Origin of the sequence: Thiocapsa sp. (genome assembly GCF_011390875.1) — a bacterium.
In the GTDB taxonomy this organism is placed as follows: Bacteria; Pseudomonadota; Gammaproteobacteria; order Chromatiales; family Chromatiaceae; genus Thiocapsa.
In genome coordinates, this window is the sequence record NZ_JAABRP010000071.1 from 1 (window position 1) to 22,167 (window position 22,167).

22 protein-coding genes and 1 pseudogene are annotated in these 22,167 nt (G+C 65.9%); 19 read left to right on the forward strand and 4 right to left on the reverse strand.

Annotated features, from left to right (window positions below):
- From GPT33_RS07760 to yacG, 18 genes and pseudogenes are all read left to right on the forward strand, one after another.
- Window positions 1-267 (forward strand): annotated as a pseudogene (locus GPT33_RS07760) (methyltransferase type 11); the annotation flags it as partial.
- 24 nt (window positions 268-291) lie between these two features.
- On the forward strand, window positions 292-579 hold the full coding sequence (locus tag GPT33_RS07765; RefSeq protein WP_296807032.1) for a phosphopantetheine-binding protein: 288 nt from the start codon (window positions 292-294) through the stop codon (window positions 577-579).
- The gene (locus GPT33_RS07770; protein WP_296807034.1) at window positions 576-1,178 is read left to right on the forward strand and encodes a hypothetical protein; all 603 of its coding nucleotides are present in this window, start codon (window positions 576-578) and stop codon (window positions 1,176-1,178) included. The genes GPT33_RS07765 and GPT33_RS07770 overlap by 4 nt, the downstream gene beginning before the upstream one ends.
- A 17-nt stretch (window positions 1,179-1,195) precedes the next feature.
- Window positions 1,196-2,551, forward strand: coding sequence for an AMP-binding protein (locus GPT33_RS07775; RefSeq protein WP_296807036.1), 1,356 nt, complete (start codon window positions 1,196-1,198; stop codon window positions 2,549-2,551).
- Window positions 2,552-2,746: 195 nt separating this feature from the next.
- Window positions 2,747-3,061 carry a hypothetical protein gene (locus GPT33_RS07780; RefSeq protein WP_296807038.1) on the forward strand — a complete coding sequence of 105 codons (315 nt, stop codon included), beginning with the start codon at window positions 2,747-2,749 and terminating at the stop codon, window positions 3,059-3,061.
- Window positions 3,058-3,981: a lipid A biosynthesis acyltransferase gene (locus tag GPT33_RS07785; protein WP_296807040.1), complete on the forward strand. Its 924-nt coding sequence runs from the start codon at window positions 3,058-3,060 to the stop codon at window positions 3,979-3,981. Before GPT33_RS07780 ends, GPT33_RS07785 begins: the two co-directional genes overlap by 4 nt.
- Window positions 3,971-4,573, forward strand: a complete 603-nt coding sequence (locus GPT33_RS07790) for a LolA-related protein (RefSeq protein WP_296807042.1) — start codon at window positions 3,971-3,973, stop codon at window positions 4,571-4,573. The genes GPT33_RS07785 and GPT33_RS07790 overlap by 11 nt, the downstream gene beginning before the upstream one ends.
- A gap of 3 nt (window positions 4,574-4,576) precedes the next feature.
- Window positions 4,577-6,913, forward strand: a complete 2,337-nt coding sequence (locus GPT33_RS07795; RefSeq protein ID WP_296807044.1) for an MMPL family transporter — start codon at window positions 4,577-4,579, stop codon at window positions 6,911-6,913.
- Window positions 6,914-7,054: 141 nt separating this feature from the next.
- Window positions 7,055-8,254 (forward strand): beta-ketoacyl-ACP synthase, encoded by a 1,200-nt coding sequence (locus tag GPT33_RS07800; RefSeq protein ID WP_296807070.1) that lies wholly within the window; start codon window positions 7,055-7,057, stop codon window positions 8,252-8,254.
- On the forward strand, window positions 8,245-9,057 hold the full coding sequence (locus GPT33_RS07805; protein WP_296807045.1) for a beta-ketoacyl synthase chain length factor: 813 nt from the start codon (window positions 8,245-8,247) through the stop codon (window positions 9,055-9,057). The genes GPT33_RS07800 and GPT33_RS07805 overlap by 10 nt, the downstream gene beginning before the upstream one ends.
- Complete coding sequence (locus tag GPT33_RS07810) at window positions 9,054-9,488, forward strand: hypothetical protein (protein ID WP_296807047.1); 435 nt, start codon at window positions 9,054-9,056, stop codon at window positions 9,486-9,488. The genes GPT33_RS07805 and GPT33_RS07810 overlap by 4 nt, the downstream gene beginning before the upstream one ends.
- Entirely contained in the window at window positions 9,485-10,204 is a 720-nt protein-coding gene (gene fabG, locus GPT33_RS07815) for a 3-oxoacyl-ACP reductase FabG (protein WP_296807049.1), read from the forward strand. The genes GPT33_RS07810 and fabG overlap by 4 nt, the downstream gene beginning before the upstream one ends.
- A complete protein-coding gene (locus tag GPT33_RS07820) occupies window positions 10,201-10,998 on the forward strand; it encodes a glycosyltransferase family 2 protein (protein WP_296807051.1) in 798 nt (265 codons plus the stop codon). The genes fabG and GPT33_RS07820 overlap by 4 nt, the downstream gene beginning before the upstream one ends.
- Before the next feature lie 115 nt (window positions 10,999-11,113).
- Window positions 11,114-11,566, forward strand: a complete 453-nt coding sequence (locus tag GPT33_RS07825) for a hypothetical protein (protein WP_296807053.1) — start codon at window positions 11,114-11,116, stop codon at window positions 11,564-11,566.
- 19 nt (window positions 11,567-11,585) lie between these two features.
- Window positions 11,586-12,254, forward strand: coding sequence for a YdcF family protein (locus GPT33_RS07830; protein WP_296807055.1), 669 nt, complete (start codon window positions 11,586-11,588; stop codon window positions 12,252-12,254).
- An 80-nt stretch (window positions 12,255-12,334) separates the two neighbouring features.
- Entirely contained in the window at window positions 12,335-13,801 is a 1,467-nt protein-coding gene (locus tag GPT33_RS07835) for a radical SAM protein (protein WP_296807056.1), read from the forward strand.
- A gap of 185 nt (window positions 13,802-13,986) precedes the next feature.
- The gene (gene zapD / locus GPT33_RS07840; protein WP_296807058.1) at window positions 13,987-14,754 is read left to right on the forward strand and encodes a cell division protein ZapD; all 768 of its coding nucleotides are present in this window, start codon (window positions 13,987-13,989) and stop codon (window positions 14,752-14,754) included.
- Between the two features lie 190 nt (window positions 14,755-14,944).
- The gene (yacG, locus tag GPT33_RS07845; protein ID WP_093189723.1) at window positions 14,945-15,145 is read left to right on the forward strand and encodes a DNA gyrase inhibitor YacG; all 201 of its coding nucleotides are present in this window, start codon (window positions 14,945-14,947) and stop codon (window positions 15,143-15,145) included.
- 68 nt (window positions 15,146-15,213) lie between these two features.
- On the opposite strand, the gene GPT33_RS07850 is transcribed toward yacG, so the two are convergent.
- The 4 genes from GPT33_RS07850 to GPT33_RS07865 all read right to left on the reverse strand — a co-directional run bounded on the left by GPT33_RS07850 (window position 15,214) and on the right by GPT33_RS07865 (window position 21,206).
- Entirely contained in the window at window positions 15,214-16,140 is a 927-nt protein-coding gene (locus GPT33_RS07850; RefSeq protein WP_296807062.1) for a Nudix family hydrolase, read from the reverse strand.
- A gap of 20 nt (window positions 16,141-16,160) precedes the next feature.
- A complete protein-coding gene (argJ, locus tag GPT33_RS07855) occupies window positions 16,161-17,399 on the reverse strand; it encodes a bifunctional glutamate N-acetyltransferase/amino-acid acetyltransferase ArgJ (protein WP_296807072.1) in 1,239 nt (412 codons plus the stop codon).
- A gap of 8 nt (window positions 17,400-17,407) precedes the next feature.
- Window positions 17,408-20,266 (reverse strand): preprotein translocase subunit SecA, encoded by a 2,859-nt coding sequence (secA, locus tag GPT33_RS07860; protein ID WP_296807064.1) that lies wholly within the window; start codon window positions 20,264-20,266, stop codon window positions 17,408-17,410.
- 304 nt (window positions 20,267-20,570) lie between these two features.
- A complete protein-coding gene (locus tag GPT33_RS07865) occupies window positions 20,571-21,206 on the reverse strand; it encodes a M23 family metallopeptidase (protein ID WP_296807066.1) in 636 nt (211 codons plus the stop codon).
- A gap of 453 nt (window positions 21,207-21,659) precedes the next feature.
- Between GPT33_RS07865 and GPT33_RS07870 the strand changes: the two genes are divergently transcribed.
- Window positions 21,660-22,167 (forward strand): DciA family protein (locus GPT33_RS07870; RefSeq protein ID WP_296807068.1); only part of this gene is annotated, 508 nt, incomplete at its 3' end.

Sequence of the window (22,167 nt, forward strand, 5' to 3'; positions counted from 1 at the left end):
ATGGTGCCCCCGCGCTCGCCTGTCGGGCACCTCCTCGCCAAGCTCTACTTGAAGCACCTGGTGCCGACGCTGGCGTCTTGGCTGGGCGGCAGCGGCGACGCCCGCCGACTGATGCAGTACTATTGGGACACCGTGGATCAATGCGTGTCCCCGAACGTCGTCCTCGACGCTTTGAAGGACGCGGGGTTCGGCTCGGTCGCCAGATCGGTGAAGCTCGCGCTCCTGAACGAGTACACAGCATGTCGTCTCGACGACGACCGGTCCTGACAGCGTTTTGAGCGGATTTTAGGCATGACGGAAGAAACGGCAACAGCTTCGCAACCCTCGATCGAGCAGGTCGAGGAGATGGTGATCCGCGCGTTGCGACTCGAGGAGGTGGGCATTACGCGGATCGACCCGGACGATGCGCTCTTCGGAAGCGGGCTCGGGCTCGATTCAATCGATGCCCTCGAGCTTGCGCTGGCTGTCTCCAAGGAGTACGGCGTGACCATCAGCTCGGAAGACCCGAACGTGCAGCAGATCTTCGCCTCGCTCAAAAATCTCGCCACCCACATCCAAACTCGACGGCGCGAGGCATGACACTCTCGTCGCGCGTGCTGACCGCGCTCGCGATTGCTTACCCCTTCGTGAGTCATTTCGGGGCCACCCTGGGTGCCCCTGTCGTTCCGCTGTTATGGCTGTGTCTGATGCTCTGGGGCAGTCTGCCGAGCCGCTCCCGTTCTCCGGCCCTTCTCGCGCTCGCGCTTGCGTGTCCGGTCGCCATCGTGATCGGGCATTTGTCCGGCCACGCCGACCTGCTGCTGCGCCTACCGCCCGTGATCATCTGCTTCGCCTTTGCCTGGATCTTCGGTCGGACCCTGCGGCCGGGCCACACCGCGCTGATCTCGCGCATCGGCGAGCGGATGCGCGGGGAACTGCCTGAGCCGGTCGCCCATTACGGGCACCGCCTCACCGTCGTTTGGACCCTGTTCTTCGTGATCCTGGGACTCGAGTGCATCCTCTTGGGACTCTTCGCCTCGCCTTTCTGGTGGTCGCTCTTCACCAACTACATCAACTATGCGTTGATCGCGCTGCTCTTGGTGCTCGAGTATCCGATCAGGCGTCGGGTCCTGCGGGATCTGGAGCACACCCCCTTCATCGCTTCCCTGCGCGGATCGCTGCGCCTGGACCTTCACTGATCCAGCGGAGCCGTCGCGTGGCCGAGACACCGGAATCACTGCCGCTCTTGCCCGGATTCCAGGCGGATCGGCCCTTGTTTCTGACCGACTCGGCCGGTGCGGTGACGCATCGGGAGTTCCTGAACAAGGCCGACGCACTGGCCCGGACACTGCCTGCCGCACCCTATCTCATCAATCTCTGCAACGATCGGTATCTGTTCGCGCTCGCCTTCGTGGCCGGGCTGATCCGCGGCGCCGTGAGCCTGTTCCCGCCGAATCGGCTTGCCACGACCGCGCACGAGATTGGCTTGGACTATCCCGGCGCCGTCTGTATCGCCGACACGCCGGTCGAGGGACTGGAGCTACCACGCTGTCTCGTCGAGGAGCCGGATTTACCCGCCTGCTTCACGCGGGCGATGCCCTTCATCGCGGCCGACCGCGAAGTCTTCATCGGCTTCACCTCCGGCAGCACCGGCCACCCCCGGCCGCATCCGAAGCGCTGGGGCGATCTCGTCGGTTGCGCCCGCGCAGCAGCACGGCGCTTCGGCTTCGGCCCCGAGTGCAGCATCGTCGCCACCGTCGTCCCTCAGCACATGTACGGCTTGGAGCTGTCGATCATGGTGCCCTTTGCGACCGGCGCCGCGGTGGCCGCCGCCCGCCCCTTCTTTCCGGCGGACATCCGTGACGCGCTCGCGAACGCACCGGCGCCGCGCATCCTGGTGACGACGCCCGTGCATCTCGCGAGCTGTGTCGAGGCGGGCTTGACCTGGCCCGCCGTGGACATGGTGATCTCGGCGACCGCCCCGCTGCCGCAGACGTTGGCCGAGCGTGTCGAGTCGCTGCTGTCAACACAGGTGCTCGAGATCTACGGCAGTACCGAGACCGGCTCGATCGCCAGTCGCCGCACCTGCAGGGATCCGGCTTGGACCTGGTACGAGAGCGTGCGCCCGCAGCGCGAGACGGATGGGGTCAGCGTCACGGCCGACTTCCTGCCCGCTCCGACGCTGCTCGGCGACCTCTTGGACTTCGATGGCGACGGCGGCTTTCGTCTCGTCGGGCGAACCGCGGAGATGCTCAAGGTCGGCGGCAAGCGCGCCTCGCTAGCCGATCTGAACCTGAAACTGACGGGGATCGAGGGCGTGTGCGACGGCGTCTTCGTGGCACCCGACCGGGACCGGGATCCGGTCGGGCGCCTCGCCGTGATCGCGGTCGCGCCGGGGCTGAGCCGGCAGGCCCTGATTGCCGGACTGGCGGGCCGCATCGATCCGGTCTTCTATCCGCGCCGGGTTGTCTTCGTCGATTGCCTGCCCCGGAACGAGGCCGGCAAACTGCCTCGGGAGAGCCTGCTGCGGATTTTGGAGAACGCGACCCTAGGCGAACGAGATGCAGACTAAACCGCGCCCGGTGCGGTATGCGTCGTTTGTTGGATTGGTTTGGCCGCGCCAGCTCCGACAACTGTCGGAGCTGGCGCGGTTTAAAGTTGAAAAAAGTATCGAACCTAAAACCGCGTCCCCACAAAGGGCGGAAAAATCCTTGAGCCCGACACAAAATGAAAATTACGCATTTCTCTTTGGACGCGGTTTAGCAGGATGCAGACTCGCCGGATCTCCATCCCGCTCGAGCATCCGGTGTTCGAGGGCCATTTCCCGGGTCACCCGATCGTGCCCGGATCCATGTTGATCGATCTCGTGCTTGCCGCATGGGAGGACTCGGGAGGCAATCCGATGGCCTCGGTGCCGAGCGTCAAGTTCCATCGGTCGGTCGCGCCCGGCGACACCCTGGTGCTCCACTTCACGCCGACAACCACGGGGCCTGGAGCCGGGCCCCAGACCGGGGTGCGCTTCACCTGTCTGCGCGAGGAGACGCTGGTCTGCTCCGGTGTGCTCATGCTCCACGCACCATGACCGACTGGTCCAGCCAAGGCGAGCGCGGCAGTCCCTTTGCGGTTCGGCTGATCCTCTGGATCGCGCTCCATCTGGGTCGAACACCGGCCCGGGTGCTGCTCTACCCGATTACGCTCTATTTCCTGATCAAGGCCGGGCCTCAACGACGCGCGTCGCGGCGCTTCCTGACCCAAGTCCTCGGCCGACCAGCCCGGCTGCCGGACATCACCCGCCATATCCACACCTTTGCGGCGACCATCCTGGACCGGGTCTTTCTGCTTGCCGGGCGCCGAGAGCTACTGGAGATCCGTCTGCACCGTCCGGAGCTGGTCACCGACCGGGTCGCGGCCGGCGAGGGCTTCCTGTTGCTCGGCTCCCATCTCGGCAGCTTCGAGATCCTGCGCGCGCTCGCCATCGAGGAGGCGCGGATGCCGCTGAAAATCCTCATGTATCCGACCCACAACCGCATCATTACCGAGCTGCTGCACGCCTTGAACCCGACGATCGCCGACTCGGTGATCTCGCTCGCCTCGCCGCAGCCGCTCCTGGCCGTGCAGGAGAACCTCCAGGCCGGTCGGATCGTCGGCTTGCTCGGCGATCGCCACATGCCGGGCGAGCCGACGGTGATGTGCGACTTTCTCGGTCGCCGCGCCGCCTTTCCGACCGGCCCGCTGAGTCTGGCGGCGGTGACCGGCGTACCCGTGATCCTGCCTTTCGGAATCTATCGCGGCGGCAACCGCTACGACGTCTATTTCGAGCTCCTCACCGAGCGGGTCGAGCTGGATCGCAAGCGCCGCAAAGCCTCGCTCCAGGAGTGGATTCAGCGCTACGCGGATCGCCTCGCCCATTACAGCCGCGAGGCACCCGAGAATTGGTTCAACTTCTACGACTTCTGGGAGGATGCGGATGACCACCGCAGGATCTCGCAGCGTGCGCACTAGACAAGCTGCAGTATCGCTCCTGCTCGGTCTATGTTCGGCCTGCATCGCAATAGCGGCCGCAGCCGGACAGCCCGCCGACGTGCAGGCGCTGATGCAGCGTCTCGGTCGCGTCGAGCGTGTCGAGGTCGCCTACCAAGAGCGTGTGGAGTCCGGGCTGATCGACACCGCCATCGGCACCCGCGGCAACTTGGTCTACCAGACCCCGGACCGCATCCGCCGCATCAGCGACGACGGCAACGGCTTCGCGCTGGTGGGAGAGCGGATGCAGATCATCAGAGGCAACCAGGTCGTCGACGCGCTGCTCGTCTCCGAGATCGAGCCACTGGCGGCCCTGGTCGGCGCGCTGCGTGCCACCTTCGCCGGCGACCTCGCCGCGCTGCGGGCGGACTATCGGCTTGACTACGGCACGACAGAGCAGGCGTGGACCCTCGACCTCGCACCCCGAGCGATGGCGCTCTCGCCCCTGTTCCAGCGCGTTCGAATCATCGGCGACGGGGCGACGATCGAGACCATCGAGATGCTGGAGGCGAACGGGGACCGGCGCACCCTGCAGATGCAGCTGCTCGCACGCGAGCCGACCGGCCTCGAGTAAGCAATGCCGCTGCCCACGCCAGTGCGGCGCTGGATCCTGCTCGCGGTCTGGCTTTTCGTTCTGGGGCTGCTCGCCCTCTGGAACGGATTCAACCTGCGCCCGAGCACCGATCTGTCTCAGTTCCTGCCGCGCGGCGTGTCCCAGCAAGACGAGGTACTGCTCTCGCAGGTGCGCGGCGGCGTCGCCGCGCGCACCCTGCTGCTGCGCATCGGCGGCGAAAGACCGGCGGAGGCGTTGGCCGACGCGAGCCGGGCGCTGGCTGCGCGGATGCGCAACGATGAGGGATTCGCGCAGATTGCCAACGGCGGGCTCGATCTCGCCATGCGCGAGACGGACCCGGACCTCTTCCGCTACCGCTATCTGATCGGCCCGCCGGGCGCATGCGTCGATGCACTCACCGAGCCCGGGCTGCGTGCCGCACTCGAAGAGCGCCTCGCGGAGCTGGCCTCGGGCGCGGCCATGCTCGACAAAGAGCACTTCGGCGCGGATCCCACCGCCTGCTATCGCCAACTGCTGCGCGCACTGATCCCGCCACACACTCCGGATCGCCGACATGGGGTCTGGTTCAGCCCCGACGGCGTCCACGCACTGATGGTCGTGGTCACGCACGCGCAGGCATCGGATCTCACGGCGCAACGCCGCGCGGTCGAGCGGATCCAGCACATCTTCGATCAACTGCCCGAGAGCACCGGACTGACCTTGGAGCTCGCCGGCCCCGGCTATTTTGCGGTCGGCTCGGAGCAACGTATCAAGACCGAGACACTGGTGCTGAGCATCGCGGCAGGCATCGCCACGGCGGGGATCCTGGCCCTCGCCTTCCACTCCGCGGCGCTGGTGCTGCTCGGCATGCTGCCGCTTCTGAGCGGAATCATGGTCGGGGCCGCACTGGTGTCCTGGCTGTTCGGCTCGGTGCACGGCATTACCCTGGCCTTGGGTGTCACCCTGCTCGGGGTCGCACTCGACTATCCGGTGCACGTCTACGCACACGCCGCCGGAGCCGATGCTCGACAGACCAAGCCGGTCTGGCGCACGCTGCTCCTGGGCATGGCGACGACGGTGCTCGGCTACTCGGCCTTGGCCTGGACCAGCTTCGACGGCCTGTCGCAGCTCGGCGTCCTGGCCGCGGCGGGCCTGATCACGGCGGCATTGACCTCCCGCTACCTACTGCCGGCGCTCATGCCCGTCGACTATCGGTTGCCGGAGCGCCGCTGGCTGACCAGGCTTCAGGCCCGCCGACCGCGTTGCTCGTCGCGTGCAGGACTCGGGCTGTTGCTGGTCGGTCTTGCCGGACTTGGGCTGGTCCTGTCGATCGGCGGCAACCCATGGGAGACCGACATCCGCCGGCTGAGCACGGTGCCGCAGGCCGAGATCGAGAAGGACAGTCTGATCCGCGCCCAGCTCGGCGCCCCCGACGTCTCGCGTCTGCTCTATGTCGTGGCGGATGACGAAGCGACCGTGCTAGAGCGTCTGGAGGCGGTGTTGCCCGACCTGAAAGTTCTCCAAGCGCAAGAACTGATTGGCGGGTTCGACAACGTCGCGCGTTGGTTGCCGAGCCCGCAGACCCAAGCGATGCGTCGCGCCGAACTCCCGGACCCTGCCGAGTTGACCGTGCGCTTGGCGGCCGCCAACGCCGAGCTGCCCTTTCGCCTCGAACGTCTCGCGCCCTTCGTCGCCGATGTAGACGCCTCGCGTGGTCTCGAGCCCCTGACGGCCGCCGATCTTGCCGACGGGCTCATCGGGACGCGCGTTTCGATGCTGCTCCAGCCTCTCGGTGACGCCTGGCTCGGCCTAGTACCCCTGTCCGGCGTCGCCGACCAGGCCGTCAGTCCACTGGAGGCGTTGGCCGAGCGCCTCGGGATCCGGTATCTGGACCTGCGCGAAGGCACCGCCGATCTGCTGGCCGGATTCTTCGCCGAGACCGTGGAAAAGTTCCTGATCGCCGCAGTCGTCATCGCGCTCGCCTTGGCCCTCGCACTGCGCAGCCTCGCGCGGATCGGTCTGGTGCTGCTCCCGATCGTCATCGCACTCGTCTGGACCTTCACGCTATTGCTCCTGATCCAAGGTTCGGTCAATCTCTTCCATCTTGTTTCGCTGCTCCTGGTCGCGGGGCTTGCCGTCGACTACAGCCTCTTTCTGAATCGCCCGGCCGCCGACGAGGCGGATCGGTTGCGCACGCTGCTCTCGGTCAGTGTCGGCGCGGGTTCGAGCCTCGCCATGTTCGGCTTTCTTGCGCTGTCCGCGATCCCGGCGCTGCAGGCGATCGGTTTCACCGTCACCCTAGGTATCCTGTGCGCCTACGTCCTGTCGCTGCTGCTGGCGAGGGCCGGGCCTGTTGGTTAAACTCGGCGAAACCGCGCCGGCTCCAGCGGTCGTCAAGTCCGCCGGGTCCGATCCCATCCAAAAACATCGCATACCGCTCTGGGCCTGGTTTAAACAGGGTTTTTCAACGCCAGGGAACGCAGCCGCCGAACAACCATGCCGATCGCGCCCGCCAGGATCCGTGCCTATACGCTGACCACCGCGTTGGGACACGGCTGCCGACCTCACCTTCAAGCCCTGAGCGAGATGCGTCCCGGCCTGCGTCCTTGGACGCAGGAGGAGGCGTCCGTGCAGTCATGGGCGGGTGTCGTCGACGGTCTGGATGGGGTGCGTCTGCCCGCTCGTCTCGCCGAGTTCGATTGTCGCAACAACCGTCTCGCCGAGCTTGCGCTGGGCGGCGACGGCTTCGTCGAGCAGGTCGAGGCGGCTCGTGACCGCCACGGCCCGAGTCGGATCGGCCTCTTTCTGGGCACCAGCACGGCCGGCATCCGCCACACCGAGCAGTGTTACCGACGCCACTTCGAGGAGAACACGCCCGATCTCGGCGATGATCTGCGCTTCGCCTTTACCCACGCCTATGTCTCGCTTGCGGACTACTGCCGGCGTCGGCTGCGCCTGAGCGGACCCGCCATGGTGATCTCCACGGCATGCTCCTCCGGCGCCAAGACCTTTGCGGCGGCACAGCGGGCCTTGTCGGCGGGACTCTGCGACGCGGCCGTCGTCGGCGGCGTCGATACACTGTGCGCGACCACGCTCCTCGGGTTTCACGCACTCGGCCTGCTCTCGCCCACACCCTGCACACCTTGGGGGCAGGGACGCACCGGCATCAGCATCGGCGAGGGCGCGGCCTTTGCGCTTCTGGAAGGCGACGGTGACGCGGAGGACGACGGCGTGTCCCTGCTCGGCTTCGGCGAGAGCACCGACGCCTACCACATCGCCTCGCCTCACCCGCAGGGCGACGGCGCCGTGTCGGCGATGCGCGCGGCCCTCGACTCGGCAGGCCTCGGCGCCGACGCGATCGATTACATCAACCTGCACGGCACCGGGACAGCGGCCAACGACTTGTCGGAAGACCGGGCCGTCGCGAGGGTGTTCGGCGAGACCGTGGTCGCCAGCGCCACCAAGGGCTGGACCGGGCATACCCTGGGCGCAGCCGGAGCGGTCGAGGCGGTAATTTCGCTGATCTGTCTTCGGGAGGGTTTGATCCCGGGCACACTCAACACGACGACCTTCGACCCCGATCTCTCGACATGCCTGATTCGCGACAGCGCGCCGCGACCCATCGCTCGCGTGTTGAGCAACGCCTTCGGTTTCGCCGGCAACAACTGCGCACTCGTCTTCGGACGAACTTCATGCGCCTGACGGTGACCGGGATCGGAATCGTCGGACCCGGTCTCGCCGACTGGACCGACGCCCGCCCGGTACTCGCGGGCCATCGGCCCTATATCGCCGACTCGCTGAAGGTCACGACACCGATCGGACTGAATCCCAACGAGCGTCGCCGCGCGACACTGGCGACCCGGCTCGCCCTGGATGCGGCCCGGCAAGCGACCGCCGGGCAACCGCATGGAGGCGACGACGAGGACGCGACTACACTCGCCACCGTCTTCGCCTCCGCCGACGGGGACATGGGTCTGATCGACTCCATGTGTCGGGACATCTACCAGCACCGGGTTGCGCCGTCGCCGACAGTGTTCCAAAACTCGGTGCACAACGCGGTCTCCGGCTATTGGTCGATCGCCGAGGGCTGCCGTGGACCCTCCACAAGTCTCGCCGCGGGCGACGGCACCTTCGCGGCCGGTCTGCTCGAGGCCGCCACTCAGGTCGCCTGCTCCGCAAGCTCGGTGCTGTTGGTCGCCTTCGAGGTACCCGCACCGGAGCTACTGCATCCCCATCGGCCCTTCGGCAGCGCCTTCGCCTGTGCACTGTGGCTCGAAGCCGCCGCACCGAGCGAGGATCACGCCACCTGCGCTCTTGCCGTGCGCGAAGACGAGCAGCCACTCACCCCAATGCCGGATGCACCGCTGGAAGCCTTGCGTAGGACCAACCCCGCGGCTCGCGCACTGCCGCTGCTCGCGGCCATCGCCGCCGGCCGATCGACGGTGATCCGATTGCCCTACTGGCCGGGGCTTCAGCTCGAAGTCCGTCTGGGGCCGGGCGCGTGACCCTGCTCGAAGACATCTACGCCAAGCTGCCCCATGCCGGCGCAATGTGCCTTCTGGAGCAGGTGCTCGAGCACGATCGAGACCGCATCCGCTGCGCGACAGATTCCCACCGCAACCCGCGCAATCCGCTGCGTCGCGACGGCATCCTGTCCGCGGCGCACGGCGTAGAATATGCCGCACAAGCCGCGGCTGCGCACGGCGTCCTGTCCGATGTCCTCGACGGCGAAGCGGCCCTGCTGCTCGGAGCCGTGCGTGACTTGGACCTGAAGGTCGCGCGACTCGACCGACTGCCGACTCCGCTCCAGGTCACGGCGTGGCTCGAAGCACGCGCCGGAATCAATGCCGTCTACCGCTTCGAGCTGACCGCGGACAACCGCATCTGCGTGCGCGGCCGCATTACCCTGGTGAGCGTCGCCACGGAGGCCGCATGAAACGCGCGCTGGTCACGGGTGCAAGCGGCGCGCTCGGTGCGTGCATCGCACGGCGCCTGGCCCGCGAGGGGCTGATGGTCTATGTGCACGGACACAGCCGCCCGGAACATGCCGAGTCCGTCCGCGATGCGATACATGCGGCAGGCGGCCGTGCCGAGGCCGTCGTCTTCGACGTGCGCGACGGCGACGCCGCCCGCGACGCACTCGAGGGGGTCCTCGCGCAGGGTCCGATTCAGGTACTGGTCAACAATGCAGGACTCCACGACGACGCGCCGTTGGCCGGCATGAAGCCGGAGCAATGGTCACGCGTCGTCGACGTCGCCTTGCTGGGCTTCTACAATGTTACCCAGCCCCTGCTCCTGCCGATGATTCGCGAGCGCTGGGGCCGAATCATCAACATCGGCTCGGTCGCGGGCGTCATGGGCAATCGCGGCCAGGTCAACTATGCCGCGGCCAAGGCCGGACTGCACGGCGCCACCAAAGCCCTGGCGCTGGAGCTGGCATCGCGAGGCGTCACGGTCAACACGATCGCTCCGGGGATTATCGGAGGGACGGATGCCGAAGGGCTCTTCGATGCGGAGACGATACGGCGTCTGGTGCCGATGGGTCGGGTCGGGAGACCTGAGGAGGTCGCCGATCTGGTCGCCTATCTGGTGACCGGCGATTCCGGCTATCTGTCGGGACAAATCATCAACCTAAACGGCGCAATGGCATGAAAGGAACCATCGTTGTCATCCCGGCCTTCAACGAGGCACGGACGATCCGGGAGGTCGTCACAGCCGTTCGTCGGCTGGACCTCGATGGCATCATCCTTGTCGACGACGGCTCCACGGATACCACCGCGACCCTGATTCGCGCACTGGAGACGGAGGACGCCGCCGCGCCGATCCTGGAGCTGATCCGGCACAGGAGCAATCGCGGCAAAGGCTTCGCCTTGGCCAGCGGCATCTCCCGTGCCCTCGCCTGCGGCGGCCGACGCATTGTCACCATCGATGCCGACGGTCAGCACTGCGCAGGCGACATCCCCCGCCTGGAGCGGGCCGCGATGCGCGCACCCGATGCCATCGTCATCGCCGCACGGACCGAAGCCCGAGAGGCGGCACCGCCGCTGCGCCGATTTGCCAACGAGGTCGCCGACTTCTGGATCTCCTGGGCCTGCGGGCGTCGCATCGAGGATACCCAGTCCGGCTTCAGGCTCTATCCGGCTGCAGTGCTCGCGCGCTTGAGCGTGCGACCGCGCCGCAACGCCGGTTTCGCCTTCGAGACCGAGCTCCTTATCGACGGCGTCGCCGCGGGCGCCGAGATCCGCAGCGTCCCCATCCTGACCCGTTACCTGCCGGACCGGCGTCTCAGCCACTACCGGCCCTGGCGCGACACTTGGAGCATCATCCGGCTGGTCGGCGCAAAGCTGCTGCGCCGCGGCCTGTATCCGACGGGCTTGCTGCGCTCGCTCGACCGCGCGGACGGACCGGCGAAAGGCGGGGCCGCAGCGCTGCGCGACATCGACTGAGCGGGAAACGAACCACCGTCTTTCAGCTCTCGGGCGATGAAAACAAGAACCCACCGCACGGCGACCTGAAGGACGCAAGCGAGGCGGTGGTCACGATGACGATAAGAGGACTCAAATGGACAGCGAGATCGCGCTCGGTATGCAAGGCCGGAACCGTGCTCCCGGGTATCGGGGGCTCTTCACCATACGGATGCTCATGCTGCTGGTCATGGCCGTGAGCGTCATCGGTCTCGGCGGCTGTCGGACCGCGCCGATCCGAGACCTCGACACGCGTCCGATCCCGCCGGGCGCCACGCTGCCCCAGATCAGCAAAGCGATCCAGGGCGCCGGCAACAGCTTGGGATGGGCGATGCAGGAAACCGGCCCGGGCATGGTCGTCGGTACCATCTTCCTCCGTGACCATATGGCGAAGGTCGAGATCCCCTTCTCCACGTCCAGCTACAGCATTCGCTACAGCGCCAGCACCAACCTCAAGTACAACGAGGAGAAGCGGACGATCCATTCCAACTACAACAGCTGGGTCGCGAACCTCGACAACCAAATACGAGCAAACCTAGCGATGCTGTAGTCTGGATCGTCAAGACACCGTGCGCACACCCGCACCGATCGATCGCGACGAGATCGGAACCTTCGCACTAACCTGCCTGGTCGGAATCGCGGCTTTGGGGCTGCCGTTCCTGTTCGCTCTTGCCCGGGTCCTCATGGTGGGCCTTCGGACCAAGACGGAGGACCCGACCGACCTGATCGTGGTCTTCGGCAAGCGATTGGTCGACGACGGACCTGACCGGGACTATCGGGCACGACTCGAAACGGCGGCACGGCTTACGACCGGGCCGAGCGGCCGGATCCTGATCCTCGGGGGCCGCACGGGAGGCGCGCGCATCACCGAAGCCGAGGCCGGCAAGCAGCTGCTGTGCGACATCCCCGGCTGCGACGAACGTCGCATCGTGCTTGAGCAGACCTCGCGCGACACCCTGACGAATCTGCGCAACGTGCGCGAACTGTTGGCCGAGAACGCCTCGCGCGAGCCGATGACGCTGATCTCCAATCGCTATCACTTGGCGCGAGTCGGCCAAATGGCCACCAGCCTCGGCTTGAGATACCGCCTCTGCGCCGCCGAGGATGTCGCTACCGCTTTGCGCCCGTCGTCGCTGCATCGCTGGCTGATCGAGGGCTTCTATGTCGCCTGGTTCGCCACCGGAAAGGCATGGGCCCGATTGACCCGCAACCGCCGCATGGTCGCTCGAGTGACCTGAGACGCGATCGTCGCGTTCGGTCCCGAGCATCGAACGCGCTCCACCCGCGCTCCCGAGGGGGGCCGAAGAGGTCCATCCGCATGCGCATTCTCCTGATCAAACCCAAGGCCCGACTGAGGTCCGTTCTCGGTCTTCAAGCCTTTCAGCGCATGGAGCCGCTCGAGCTCGGCTACCTGGCCGCCGCGGCGGGCCCCGAGCACGAAACACGGATCTTGGATCTGCGCCTGGCTGCTTGGCCCGAGCTCGCCCTGATCGAGAGCCTGCGGCGCTTCCGCCCGGACCTGGTCGGCATCACCGGCTACAGCCACGAGGCGTCCAGCGTCAAACGGATCGCCCGCCGCGTGCGCCGAACATTGCCCGGGACAGCCATCGTCGTCGGCGGCCATCACGCGACCGTCGCCCCCAGGGACTATCGGATCACGGCAATCGATGCCGTGGTCCGCGGCGAGGGTTGCGTACCCTTCGCGCACATCGTCCATGCGCTTGCCGCCGGCCACGGGCTGGAAGGCATCCCGCAGGTGCTGCTGCCGGGTCAAACCTGGCGCGACGACGAGGAACGCATCTGGCCTCGGTTTCCGGATCCCGCCCTGCTGCCGCTGCCCAGACGCGACCTCTGGGACACCCGCCATTACCGCAGCATCTGGACCGGCGAGAAGCTGCCGCGCTGGCATCCCTTGTTCCCGAGGGTGTCGATGGTCCGCACCTCCTGGGGCTGCCGCATGAAGTGCTCCTTCTGCATCGTGCCGCATCTGTGCGGCGGTCTCCACCGAACGCGTCCGGTGCAGTCCGTGGTCGATGAAATCGCCTCCCTGGATGTCGATCACGTCTATTTCTGCGACGACGAGAACTTCATCGACGAGCCTTTCGCGTGGGCGCTTGCCGAAGCCCTGGACGCACGCGGCGTGAAGAAACGCTACTTCGCCTGGACTCGCGCCACCACCGTCAACCGCTCCCCGGAGCTGCTGCGCCGCTGGCGCGAGATCGGCCTGGATGCGGCCTTTCTCGGCTTCGAGTTCCCGAGCGACGCGGAGCTCAAGCGCGCGGCCAAAGGCGGAACGATCGCCGCCAACGAACGTGCGCTGGAACGCCTGCGCGCCATGGACGTGGCCGTGCATGCCGCCTTCATGGTGCAACCCGAGTACGGGGCGCTCGAGTTCGCGAGACTGCGCGACTATGTCCGCCAACTGCCTCCGGTGCAGTGCAGCTTCACCGTCTGCACGCCCTCCCCAGGCACCCCCGACTATCAGGCCATGCAGCCGCGGATCTGGGTCGATAATCCGCATGACCTGCACGACTGCATGCATCCCCTGACGCCGACGGCACTTCCGCTTCGGGAGTTTGTGCGCTCGTTCGCCGAGCAGGCCCATGTCGCCCTGGAAAAAGTGCCGATGCGGGTCAACCGCCATCTGGCCGCACCCGATCAAATGGTGAGGGTCGCCCTCGCCGGTCGGAAGTATCATCAGGGTCTCGCGTCCATCGATCGCGACTATCCCGCGGCGCTTCGGGGCGAAACCGTCGCCGCGATCAGTCCCGAAGGATTAGCCTGAGACGCGTGGCCGCCGGCGGAATGATCGGATGATCGGCGCGGGCGTGACAACCCCTCGCGAAATCGGGAGAATTCCGGCCATGGTAGCGCGCACCGCATCGCGTGGTGCGCCACATTCGAACGATTACCGCGCCGACCGAACCGAGATGACCGGATCCGGATCGCGCCGAGCCCCGAGGCGCCTTTGTGTCCACACTGATGACCTTTGAGCATCCGCTGAACGAGCGCGTCCGCACCTTCCTGCGGATCGAGCATCTGTTCGAGCGGCTCAACCATTTCGCGCCTCAGTACGACGCCTGGGCAACCCGGGTGGCCGTCGAGACCCTCCTCGACATCGCCTCGGTGACCGCACGCGCGGATGTGAAGAACGAGCTGCTCAAGGAGCTCGATCGCAACATGAGCACGCTCAAGCGCTTCGGCGATCAGCCCGGTGTCGATCCGCGGGCATTGGACCGGGTGCTCGGTGACCTTGCGGATGCCGTAGGCGGCGTCCATCGGCTATCCGGACCCATCGGGCAGATCGCCCGCGAGGACGATCTTCTCAAGAGCGTCGCCCAGCGCAGCAGCATTCCGGGCGGAGCCTGCAGCTTCGATCTGCCGCAGTTCCATCATTGGCTCATCCAGGCGCCGGAGGTCAGGCAAGCACGGCTCGACCACTGGCTTCAGGATCTGCGACCGGCGGAGCGGGCGATCCGTCTGGTCCTTTCCCTCGCTCGTACCAGCGCATCGCCGCGTCAGGTGCTCGCGGAAGCCGGTTTCTTCCAGGAGGCACTCGATGTACAGGCGCCTGCGCAGTTGGTGCGGGTCGGCATCAACGGGTCCGGCGCACTCTATCCGGAGATCAGCGGACACAAGAGCCGCTTCAGCATCCGTTTCATGAAGACCGGATCTCAAGGGCGGCCGTCGCAGATCCCGGAAAACATCCCCTTCAAGCTCACCTGCTGTGTCTTTTGAACCGCGTCCTGCACAGTATGCACTGCTCCGACTCGCGCGCTGGCCAGGCACCCATCAACCACCTCATCAGTGGACGCGGTTCAGATGATACGGATTCATTCCCAAACCGCGTCCAGCACGGATTCGTCGGCGTGCACCGAGCTGCGCTCACCAACAAAGCATCGATTTTCGCTTGGGACGCGGTTTAGCCATGGCCACAATCGTCTCCTGTCCGCGTTGCGGTAAATCGGTCGTGTGGGGCCCGGAATCGCCCTGGCGCCCCTTCTGCAGCAAGCGCTGCCGTTTGGTCGATCTGGGCGAGTGGCTCGACGAGAATCACCGAATCCCCGGCACCGAGGAGGATCCCGACGAGGACTCGCCCATGAGCGAGCATTCGCCGGGGGCACATTAAGGTGATTTCCGGGAAGGAACGACCGGCGTGTAGGTGCGAATTTATTCGCACGCACAGCCCCTAAAGGATCAGTCGATCGGCCAAAAGCCGCGAATCGCCGCCACACCCTGGGCGCCATGCTCACGGGCGACATCCAGATCCGCTCCGGTCAAACCGCCAAGCGCATAAACCGGGAGTGTCGCCGCGTCGGCAAGCTCGGCGAAGCTGCGCCAGCCGAGGGGCTCGGCGTCCGGGTGCGAGGCGGTCGGATTGACGGGCGAGAGCAGCGCGTAGTCGAGCCCGAGGCGCGCCGCGCGCACGAGATCATTGGCGTTGTGACAGGAGGCCCCGACCAGCTCGTCGGGCCGACCCGGGCGCTCGCTCAGTCGGGCGAGCGACTGCCCTCCGAGGTGCAGGCCGTGACGCGGGACATCCAGCGTCTCCTGCGGATCGCGATTCAGGAGAAGACGTGCACCGCCTTGCTCGCAGAGCAGGAAGGCGCGCCGCGCCAAGTCGCGGTAGGCCGCCTGATTCAGCTCATGCGCGCGCAGTTGAACGAGCGTGATTCCCCCCGCGACGGCGCACGCGAGCCGCGCCAGAAAGACCTCGGGGTCGAGTGGATCAAAACCCGTGATCAGCATGCGCCCGGGCAGGCGCAAAGCGGTGATGATGGGACGATCGGCCGCTGGAAAGCAGGCTGGATCCATCGTCTCGGGGGCTTGCCAGGCGAGGGGTTGACCCTCCAGCCCAGCCGGAGTGCCCGCGTAGGACTGTACGTGCCGGACATCCAGCAGGACATGCCGGTCACCGTAATGGTGTCGGATGCGGATGAGCGGTCGGCTCTCGCGGACCTCGATGCCGAGCTCCTCTTCCAGCTCGCGCGCCAGACCGTGCTCGGGTGATTCGCCGGGCTCGAGCTTGCCGCCGGGAAACTCCCACAGCCCGCCCTGATGGACGTGATCCGGGCGTTTGGTGACCAGCACGCGTCCCGCCGGGTCGGAAATCGCGCCGACCATCACATGAAGCGGCTCGACGCTCAACTGCGGTATTCGGCGTTGATCCGAACGTAGTCGTAGGAGAGGTCGCAGGTCAAAACCTGCGCCTCGGCCGGACCCCGGCCAAGCGAGACGCGGATCAGGATCTCGGGCTCGGCCATGACGGCGGCTCCGGCCTCCTCGGTATAGTCGGGTGCGCGACCGCCGGCATCGACGATCAAGACCGCGCCGAGGTGAATGCGGATCCGATCGATGTCGAGATCACGAAGACCCGCACGCCCGACGGCGGCCAGGATGCGGCCCCAGTTGGGATCGGACGCGAAGAGCGCCGTCTTTACCAGGGGCGAATGGGCGATGGTGTAGGCGACCGCGCGGGCCTCCTCGACATCGGCCGCGCCTTCGACCTGTACGGTCACCAGCTTGGTCGCACCCTCGGCATCGCGAACGATGGCGGTCGCCAGCTCGACACAGACCGCATCGACAGCGCACTGAAGTGCAGCGTATGCCGGCGACGCGCCGTCGCGGATCTCCGAGTTCCCGCAGGCCCCGGTTGCAGCGAGCACGCAGGCATCGTTGGTCGAGGTGTCGCCGTCGACCGTGATCGCATTGAACGACCGGGCGACCGCCGAGCGCAAGCAGGCCTGGAGCAGATCGGGCGCCACGGCGGCATCGGTCGCAATGAAGGCGAGCATGGTCGCCATGTTCGGACAGATCATCCCGGCGCCCTTTGCGATCCCGGTCATCGAGGCGGTGCGCCCGTCGATCTCGAAGCGGCGCGAGACCAATTTGGGCACCCGGTCCGTCGTCATGATGGCCCGCGCGGCGACCGGCCATGCGGAAGCATCCAATCGACGGAGCAGGTCAGGCAATGCCGCGGCGATGCGAGCGACCGGCAGGTGCTCGCCGATCACGCCGGTCGAGAAGGGCAGGACCTCCTCCGCGGCACAGGCGCCGACGTCGGCAAGTGCCGCGCAGCTCGTCGCAGCGTCCACCATGCCACGCCGACCTGTGCCGGCGTTGGCATTGCCCGCGTTGATCAGCAGGTATCGCGGCATCGCCTGACCCAAGTGGGTCTTGGCGACCCGCACGGGCGCGGCGCAGAAGGCGTTGCGCGTGAAGACGGCGGCGCATCGGCTGCCGGCGACGAGCTCCATGACCACCAGATCGTCGCGGTCCCGGTAACGAATACCCGCCGCGCCGGCGGCCAGACGGATACCGCCGACGGGATGCCAGATCAGGTCGCGCGATTGGCCGGGGACGCTGGGATCGGACGACGTCATGGCGTCGGTCAACTCGCCTTGCCGTGGCATTGCTTGTACTTCTTACCCGAACCGCAGGGACAGGGCTCGTTACGCCCGACCTTGCGATCGCCGCGGACATAGGGTTGAGCATGCGCGGCCTCGGCGCCGCGTGCGCTCGACCGGTCGCGGCCTTCGGCCTCCGCATCGTCCGCGGAACCTAGACCCTGTCCGAGACCCTCGAAGCGCTCGTGCTTGAACTCGAACTCCCTCTCTCGAACAGGGGCCGCCCCGAGGGCAGCGACCGGCTGGGCCTCTGTTCCGGGCTGCGTCTGCACCTGGAGCTTGGCGAGCGTGGCCACGACATCGTGCTTGATGCTGTCGAGCATCGCGGAGAACATCTCGAATGCCTCGCGTTTGTACTCCTGCTTGGGATTCTTCTGAGCGTAGCCGCGTAAATGGATCCCTTGTCGCAGATAGTCCATCGCGGCGAGATGGTCTTTCCAGTGGGTATCCAGGGTCTGGAGCATGACCGCCGTCTCGATCTGGCGCATGGTCGGCGAGCCGATAAGCTGCTCGCGCTCGGTGTAGGCACCGGCCAGGGTGTCGTGGATCCGCGCACGCAGCGTCTCTTCGTGAAGCGAGTCGTCCTCGTCGAGCCACTTGCGGATCGGCCAGTCACCACCGAAGTGCTCGCTTAAGGCGGCACCGAGCCCTTCGACATCCCATTGCTCTTCGAGGCTTTCGGGCGGGACGTAGGTATTGATCAGACGCCTCAGGGCATCGTCGCGCATCGCGGTCACGGTATCCGAGACATCGACGCTGTCCATCAGCTCGCGCCGTTGGCGATAGATGACCTTGCGCTGATCGTTGGCGACGTCGTCGTATTCGAGCAGCTGCTTGCGGATATCGAAGTTGCGGCCCTCGACCTTACGCTGGGCGTTCTCGATCGCCTTCGTCACCCAGGGGTGCTCGATCGCCTCGCCCTTCTGCATACCGAGCTTCTGCATCATCTTGCCGACGCGATCGGAGGCGAAGATGCGCATCAGGTTGTCTTCGAGCGACAGATAGAAACGCGAGGAGCCCGGGTCGCCTTGGCGACCGGAGCGACCGCGCAACTGGTTGTCGATACGACGGGACTCGTGCCGCTCGGTGCCCACGACATGCAGTCCCCCGGCGGCCACGACTTCGGCGTGGCGCGCCTTCCAAGCGGCGCGAATGGCGTCGCGATCCGCGTCGGGACCGGCCTCCTCGAGCTCGGCCTCGAGATTGCCGCCGAGCACGATGTCGGTCCCGCGACCGGCCATGTTGGTGGCGATGGTGACGGCGCCGGGGCGGCCGGCCTGGGCGATGATCCCGGCCTCGCGCTCGTGCTGCTTGGCGTTGAGGACCTCATGCGGGATCTTCTGCTCCACGAGCAGTCGGTCGATCAGCTCCGAGGTCTCGATCGAGGCGGTGCCCACCAAGGCAGGCTGACCGCGGGCGATGCAGTCGCGGATATCCTCGACGATGGCCTCGTACTTCTCCTCCTGGGTCAGATAGACGAGGTCGCCTCGATCCTCGCGGACCATCGGCTGATTGGTCGGGATAACCACGACCTCCAGACCGTAGATCTGCTGGAACTCGTAGGCCTCGGTATCCGCCGTGCCGGTCATGCCCGAGAGCTTGGGATAGAGCCGGAAGAGGTTCTGGAAGGTGATCGAGGCCATCGTCTGGTTTTCGGGCTGGATCGCGACCCCTTCCTTGGCCTCGACCGCCTGATGCAGACCCTCCGACCAGCGCCGGCCCGGCATGGTGCGCCCGGTGAACTCGTCGACGATGATGATCTGACCGTCGCGCACGATGTACTCGACGTTCTTTTGAAACAATGCATGCGCACGCAGCGCCGCGTAAACGTGGTGCATCAGGGCGATGTTGGCCGGATCGTAGAGACCGCCTTCCTCGGCGAGGAGTCCGATCTCCACCAGCATCTGCTCGACGTGCTCGTGACCTTCCTCGCTCAGATAGACCTGGCGCGCCTTCTCGTCGACCGAATAATCGCCGGGACCGAAGTCGGGTTGACCCTCTTCGTTGGTGATCGGGGGCTGGCGGGTCAGGCGCGGAATGATCTTGTCGACCTGCTTGTAGAGATCCGTACTGCCTTCGGAGGGCCCTGAGATGATGAGCGGGGTGCGCGCCTCGTCGATGAGGATGGAGTCGACCTCGTCGACGATCGCGTAGAAGGGGTCGCGCTGCACGCGCTGCTCGGCTACAAATGCCATGTTGTCGCGCAGATAGTCGAACCCGAACTCGTTGTTGGTGCCGTAGGTGATATCCGCGGCATAGGTCTCCTTGCGGGAGACCGGGCGCATGTGGCGGTAACCCTGACCGACCGGCGGCTCGTAGCTCAGGTCGAAGAGGTAGGACGCGGAGTCCGGACCTGTACCGCCCGATGAATTGATGACGCCTGTGGACAGACCGAGGAAATGGTAGATCTGCCCCATCCAGGCGGCGTCGCGCCTGGCCAGATAGTCGTTGACGGTGACGACGTGAACGCCCTTGCCCGGGAGTGCATTGAGGTAGGCCGAGAGGGTCGCGACCAGGGTCTTGCCCTCGCCGGTGCGCATCTCGGCGATCTTGCCGTCGTTGAGCACCATGCCGCCGACCATCTGCACGTCGAAGTGACGCAGGCCGAGCGTCCGCTTCGACGCCTCGCGCACGACCGCGAAGGCATCCGGGATCAGGCTGTCGAGCTCGGCACCCGCAGCGAGACGCTCGCGAAGCTCCGTGGTCTTTGCAGCCAGGGCTTGATCGGAGAGTGACTCGAGCTCGGGCTCAAGGGCGTTGATCCGTGCGACGGACTTGAGCAGTGTCTTGACGAGCCGGTCATTCCGGCTGCCGAAGACCTTCTTGAACAGATGCTTGACCATCGGATACGTTTGAGACCTGTCGGGAAAATCCCGGCATGATACCGGAATTCAATGACAACCGCAGGTGGCATCGGATGCGCGCCCGGGGTCGGGGTCGGCGGCCATTGCCTGCACTAAACCGCGCCCGGTGCGGTATGCGTCATTTATTGGAATGGATTGGCCGCGCCAGCTCCGACGGCTGTCGGAGCTGGCGCGGTTTAAAATGATCTGTTCTTAAAATCTTAAACCGCGCCGGCTCCAGCGGCCGTCAAGTCTGCCGGGGCCGATCCCATCCAAAAACCTCGCATACCGCACTGGGCGCGGTTTAGCCGGGTTGATCCTCGGACGCGCTGGCCAACACGGGCCTGGGCTGACGGTCGATATAGCGGAATGGATCAACCGCCTTGCCGTCCTTGAGAACCTCGAAATGTACATGCGGACCGGTCGCGGTCCCGGAGGAACCGACCGTCGCGATCTTCTGCCCTTGGCGGACCATCTGGCCTTCTTTGACGAAATTGTCCTGGTTGTGGGCATAGCGGGTGACCAGCCCGTTGACATGCCGGATGTCGACTATTCGCCCGTAACCGCCCTTGCGACCGCTGAAGGTCACGACACCGTCGGCGACGGCGACGATCGGTGTACCGCGTGGACTTGCGAAGTCGACACCGTCGTGAAAGAGGCGTTTCTTCTTGATGGGATGCACCCGAAAACCGAATCTCGAGGTGATGTAACCGGAGCGGACCGGCCAACCCGACGGCATCACCTGGGCCGTGAGCCCCTTCTCCATGATGACGTCTTCGATGACCTCGAGCTTGCGTTGGCGATCCTGCACCAAGCTGACCATGCTGCCGAGCTCGCTGGCGATCTCGCGGATCGTGAAATCACGCGCCGGGCCGTCTTCGGCGCCGCCTTGCGGAGGGGGATTCTCGAAATCGAACTCTTCGGGGTTCAGTCCGGACATCTGAACCAGTCGTTCGCCGAGCGCGTTGAGCCTGAACAGCTCGGCTTGAATTTCACCAACGCGGGCGGCGATTGCATCGAGGTCATCGGATGTAGCGGGTTCGGATACGGGAGGGAGAGGTGCGGGCGAGGCTCGGGGAACGAGCGCCGGCTGAGCAGAGTTGTCGACAAGTGTCGTCAGATTTTGGTAGTGCCCGATCCAGAATCCTAATCCTACGCCAGCTACGGTGAACAGGGTAACGGCCAAGAGTGTTATAACGGCCTGTCCGCGATCGGTTTTTCTTCGGTCGAGGTGGTGCATCGTCTTCCCTCTGCTTCTTTACTAAACTGGATGGGCACTGGGCACAAAGCTTGATTGTCGCCACAATCGTGGCTCAGGTCGATTCGTTTTTCGGCGCGAGCAACCATCGGGATGACTCTCGCTCAGCCATTTGCATGTCGAGGATTACCTCCGATGCTTCATCCGAGATTGGCTCATGTCCGCGAGCTTCTGCAATCCAACCGATTGATCCGTAAGCATCTAGAGCACAGAGACCGCGAGCTGGCGCTGCTGGGAATGGTGCTGAATCGGTTGCCGGATCCGCTGCGTACGCATTGCCGCGACGCTACCCTTTCCGGGGGAGTCTTGACGCTCGTGCTGGATTCGCCGGCCTGGGTCACCCGCGCACGCTTTCTGATCGAAGACCTGACTCGATCGCTCGAGCGCGAGGGCGTCATGAAGATCGCGACACAGGTGCGCATCCGTGCGGAGGGCTATGCGGCAGCGGGGCATCGAGCCGGCCCGGTCGTAGAACCGGTGTCGCCGGCAAGAGACACCAATCGATTGAGCAGCCAAGCAGTCGCGCATTTGCTCGGCGCGGCGGACGGGATGCCGGACCCGACGTTGGCCGAGGTCTTTCGGCGTTTCGCAAAACACCATATCCCGGCCGCCAGGGCGGCGGCCGGGGCCGTAGGGGATGAGG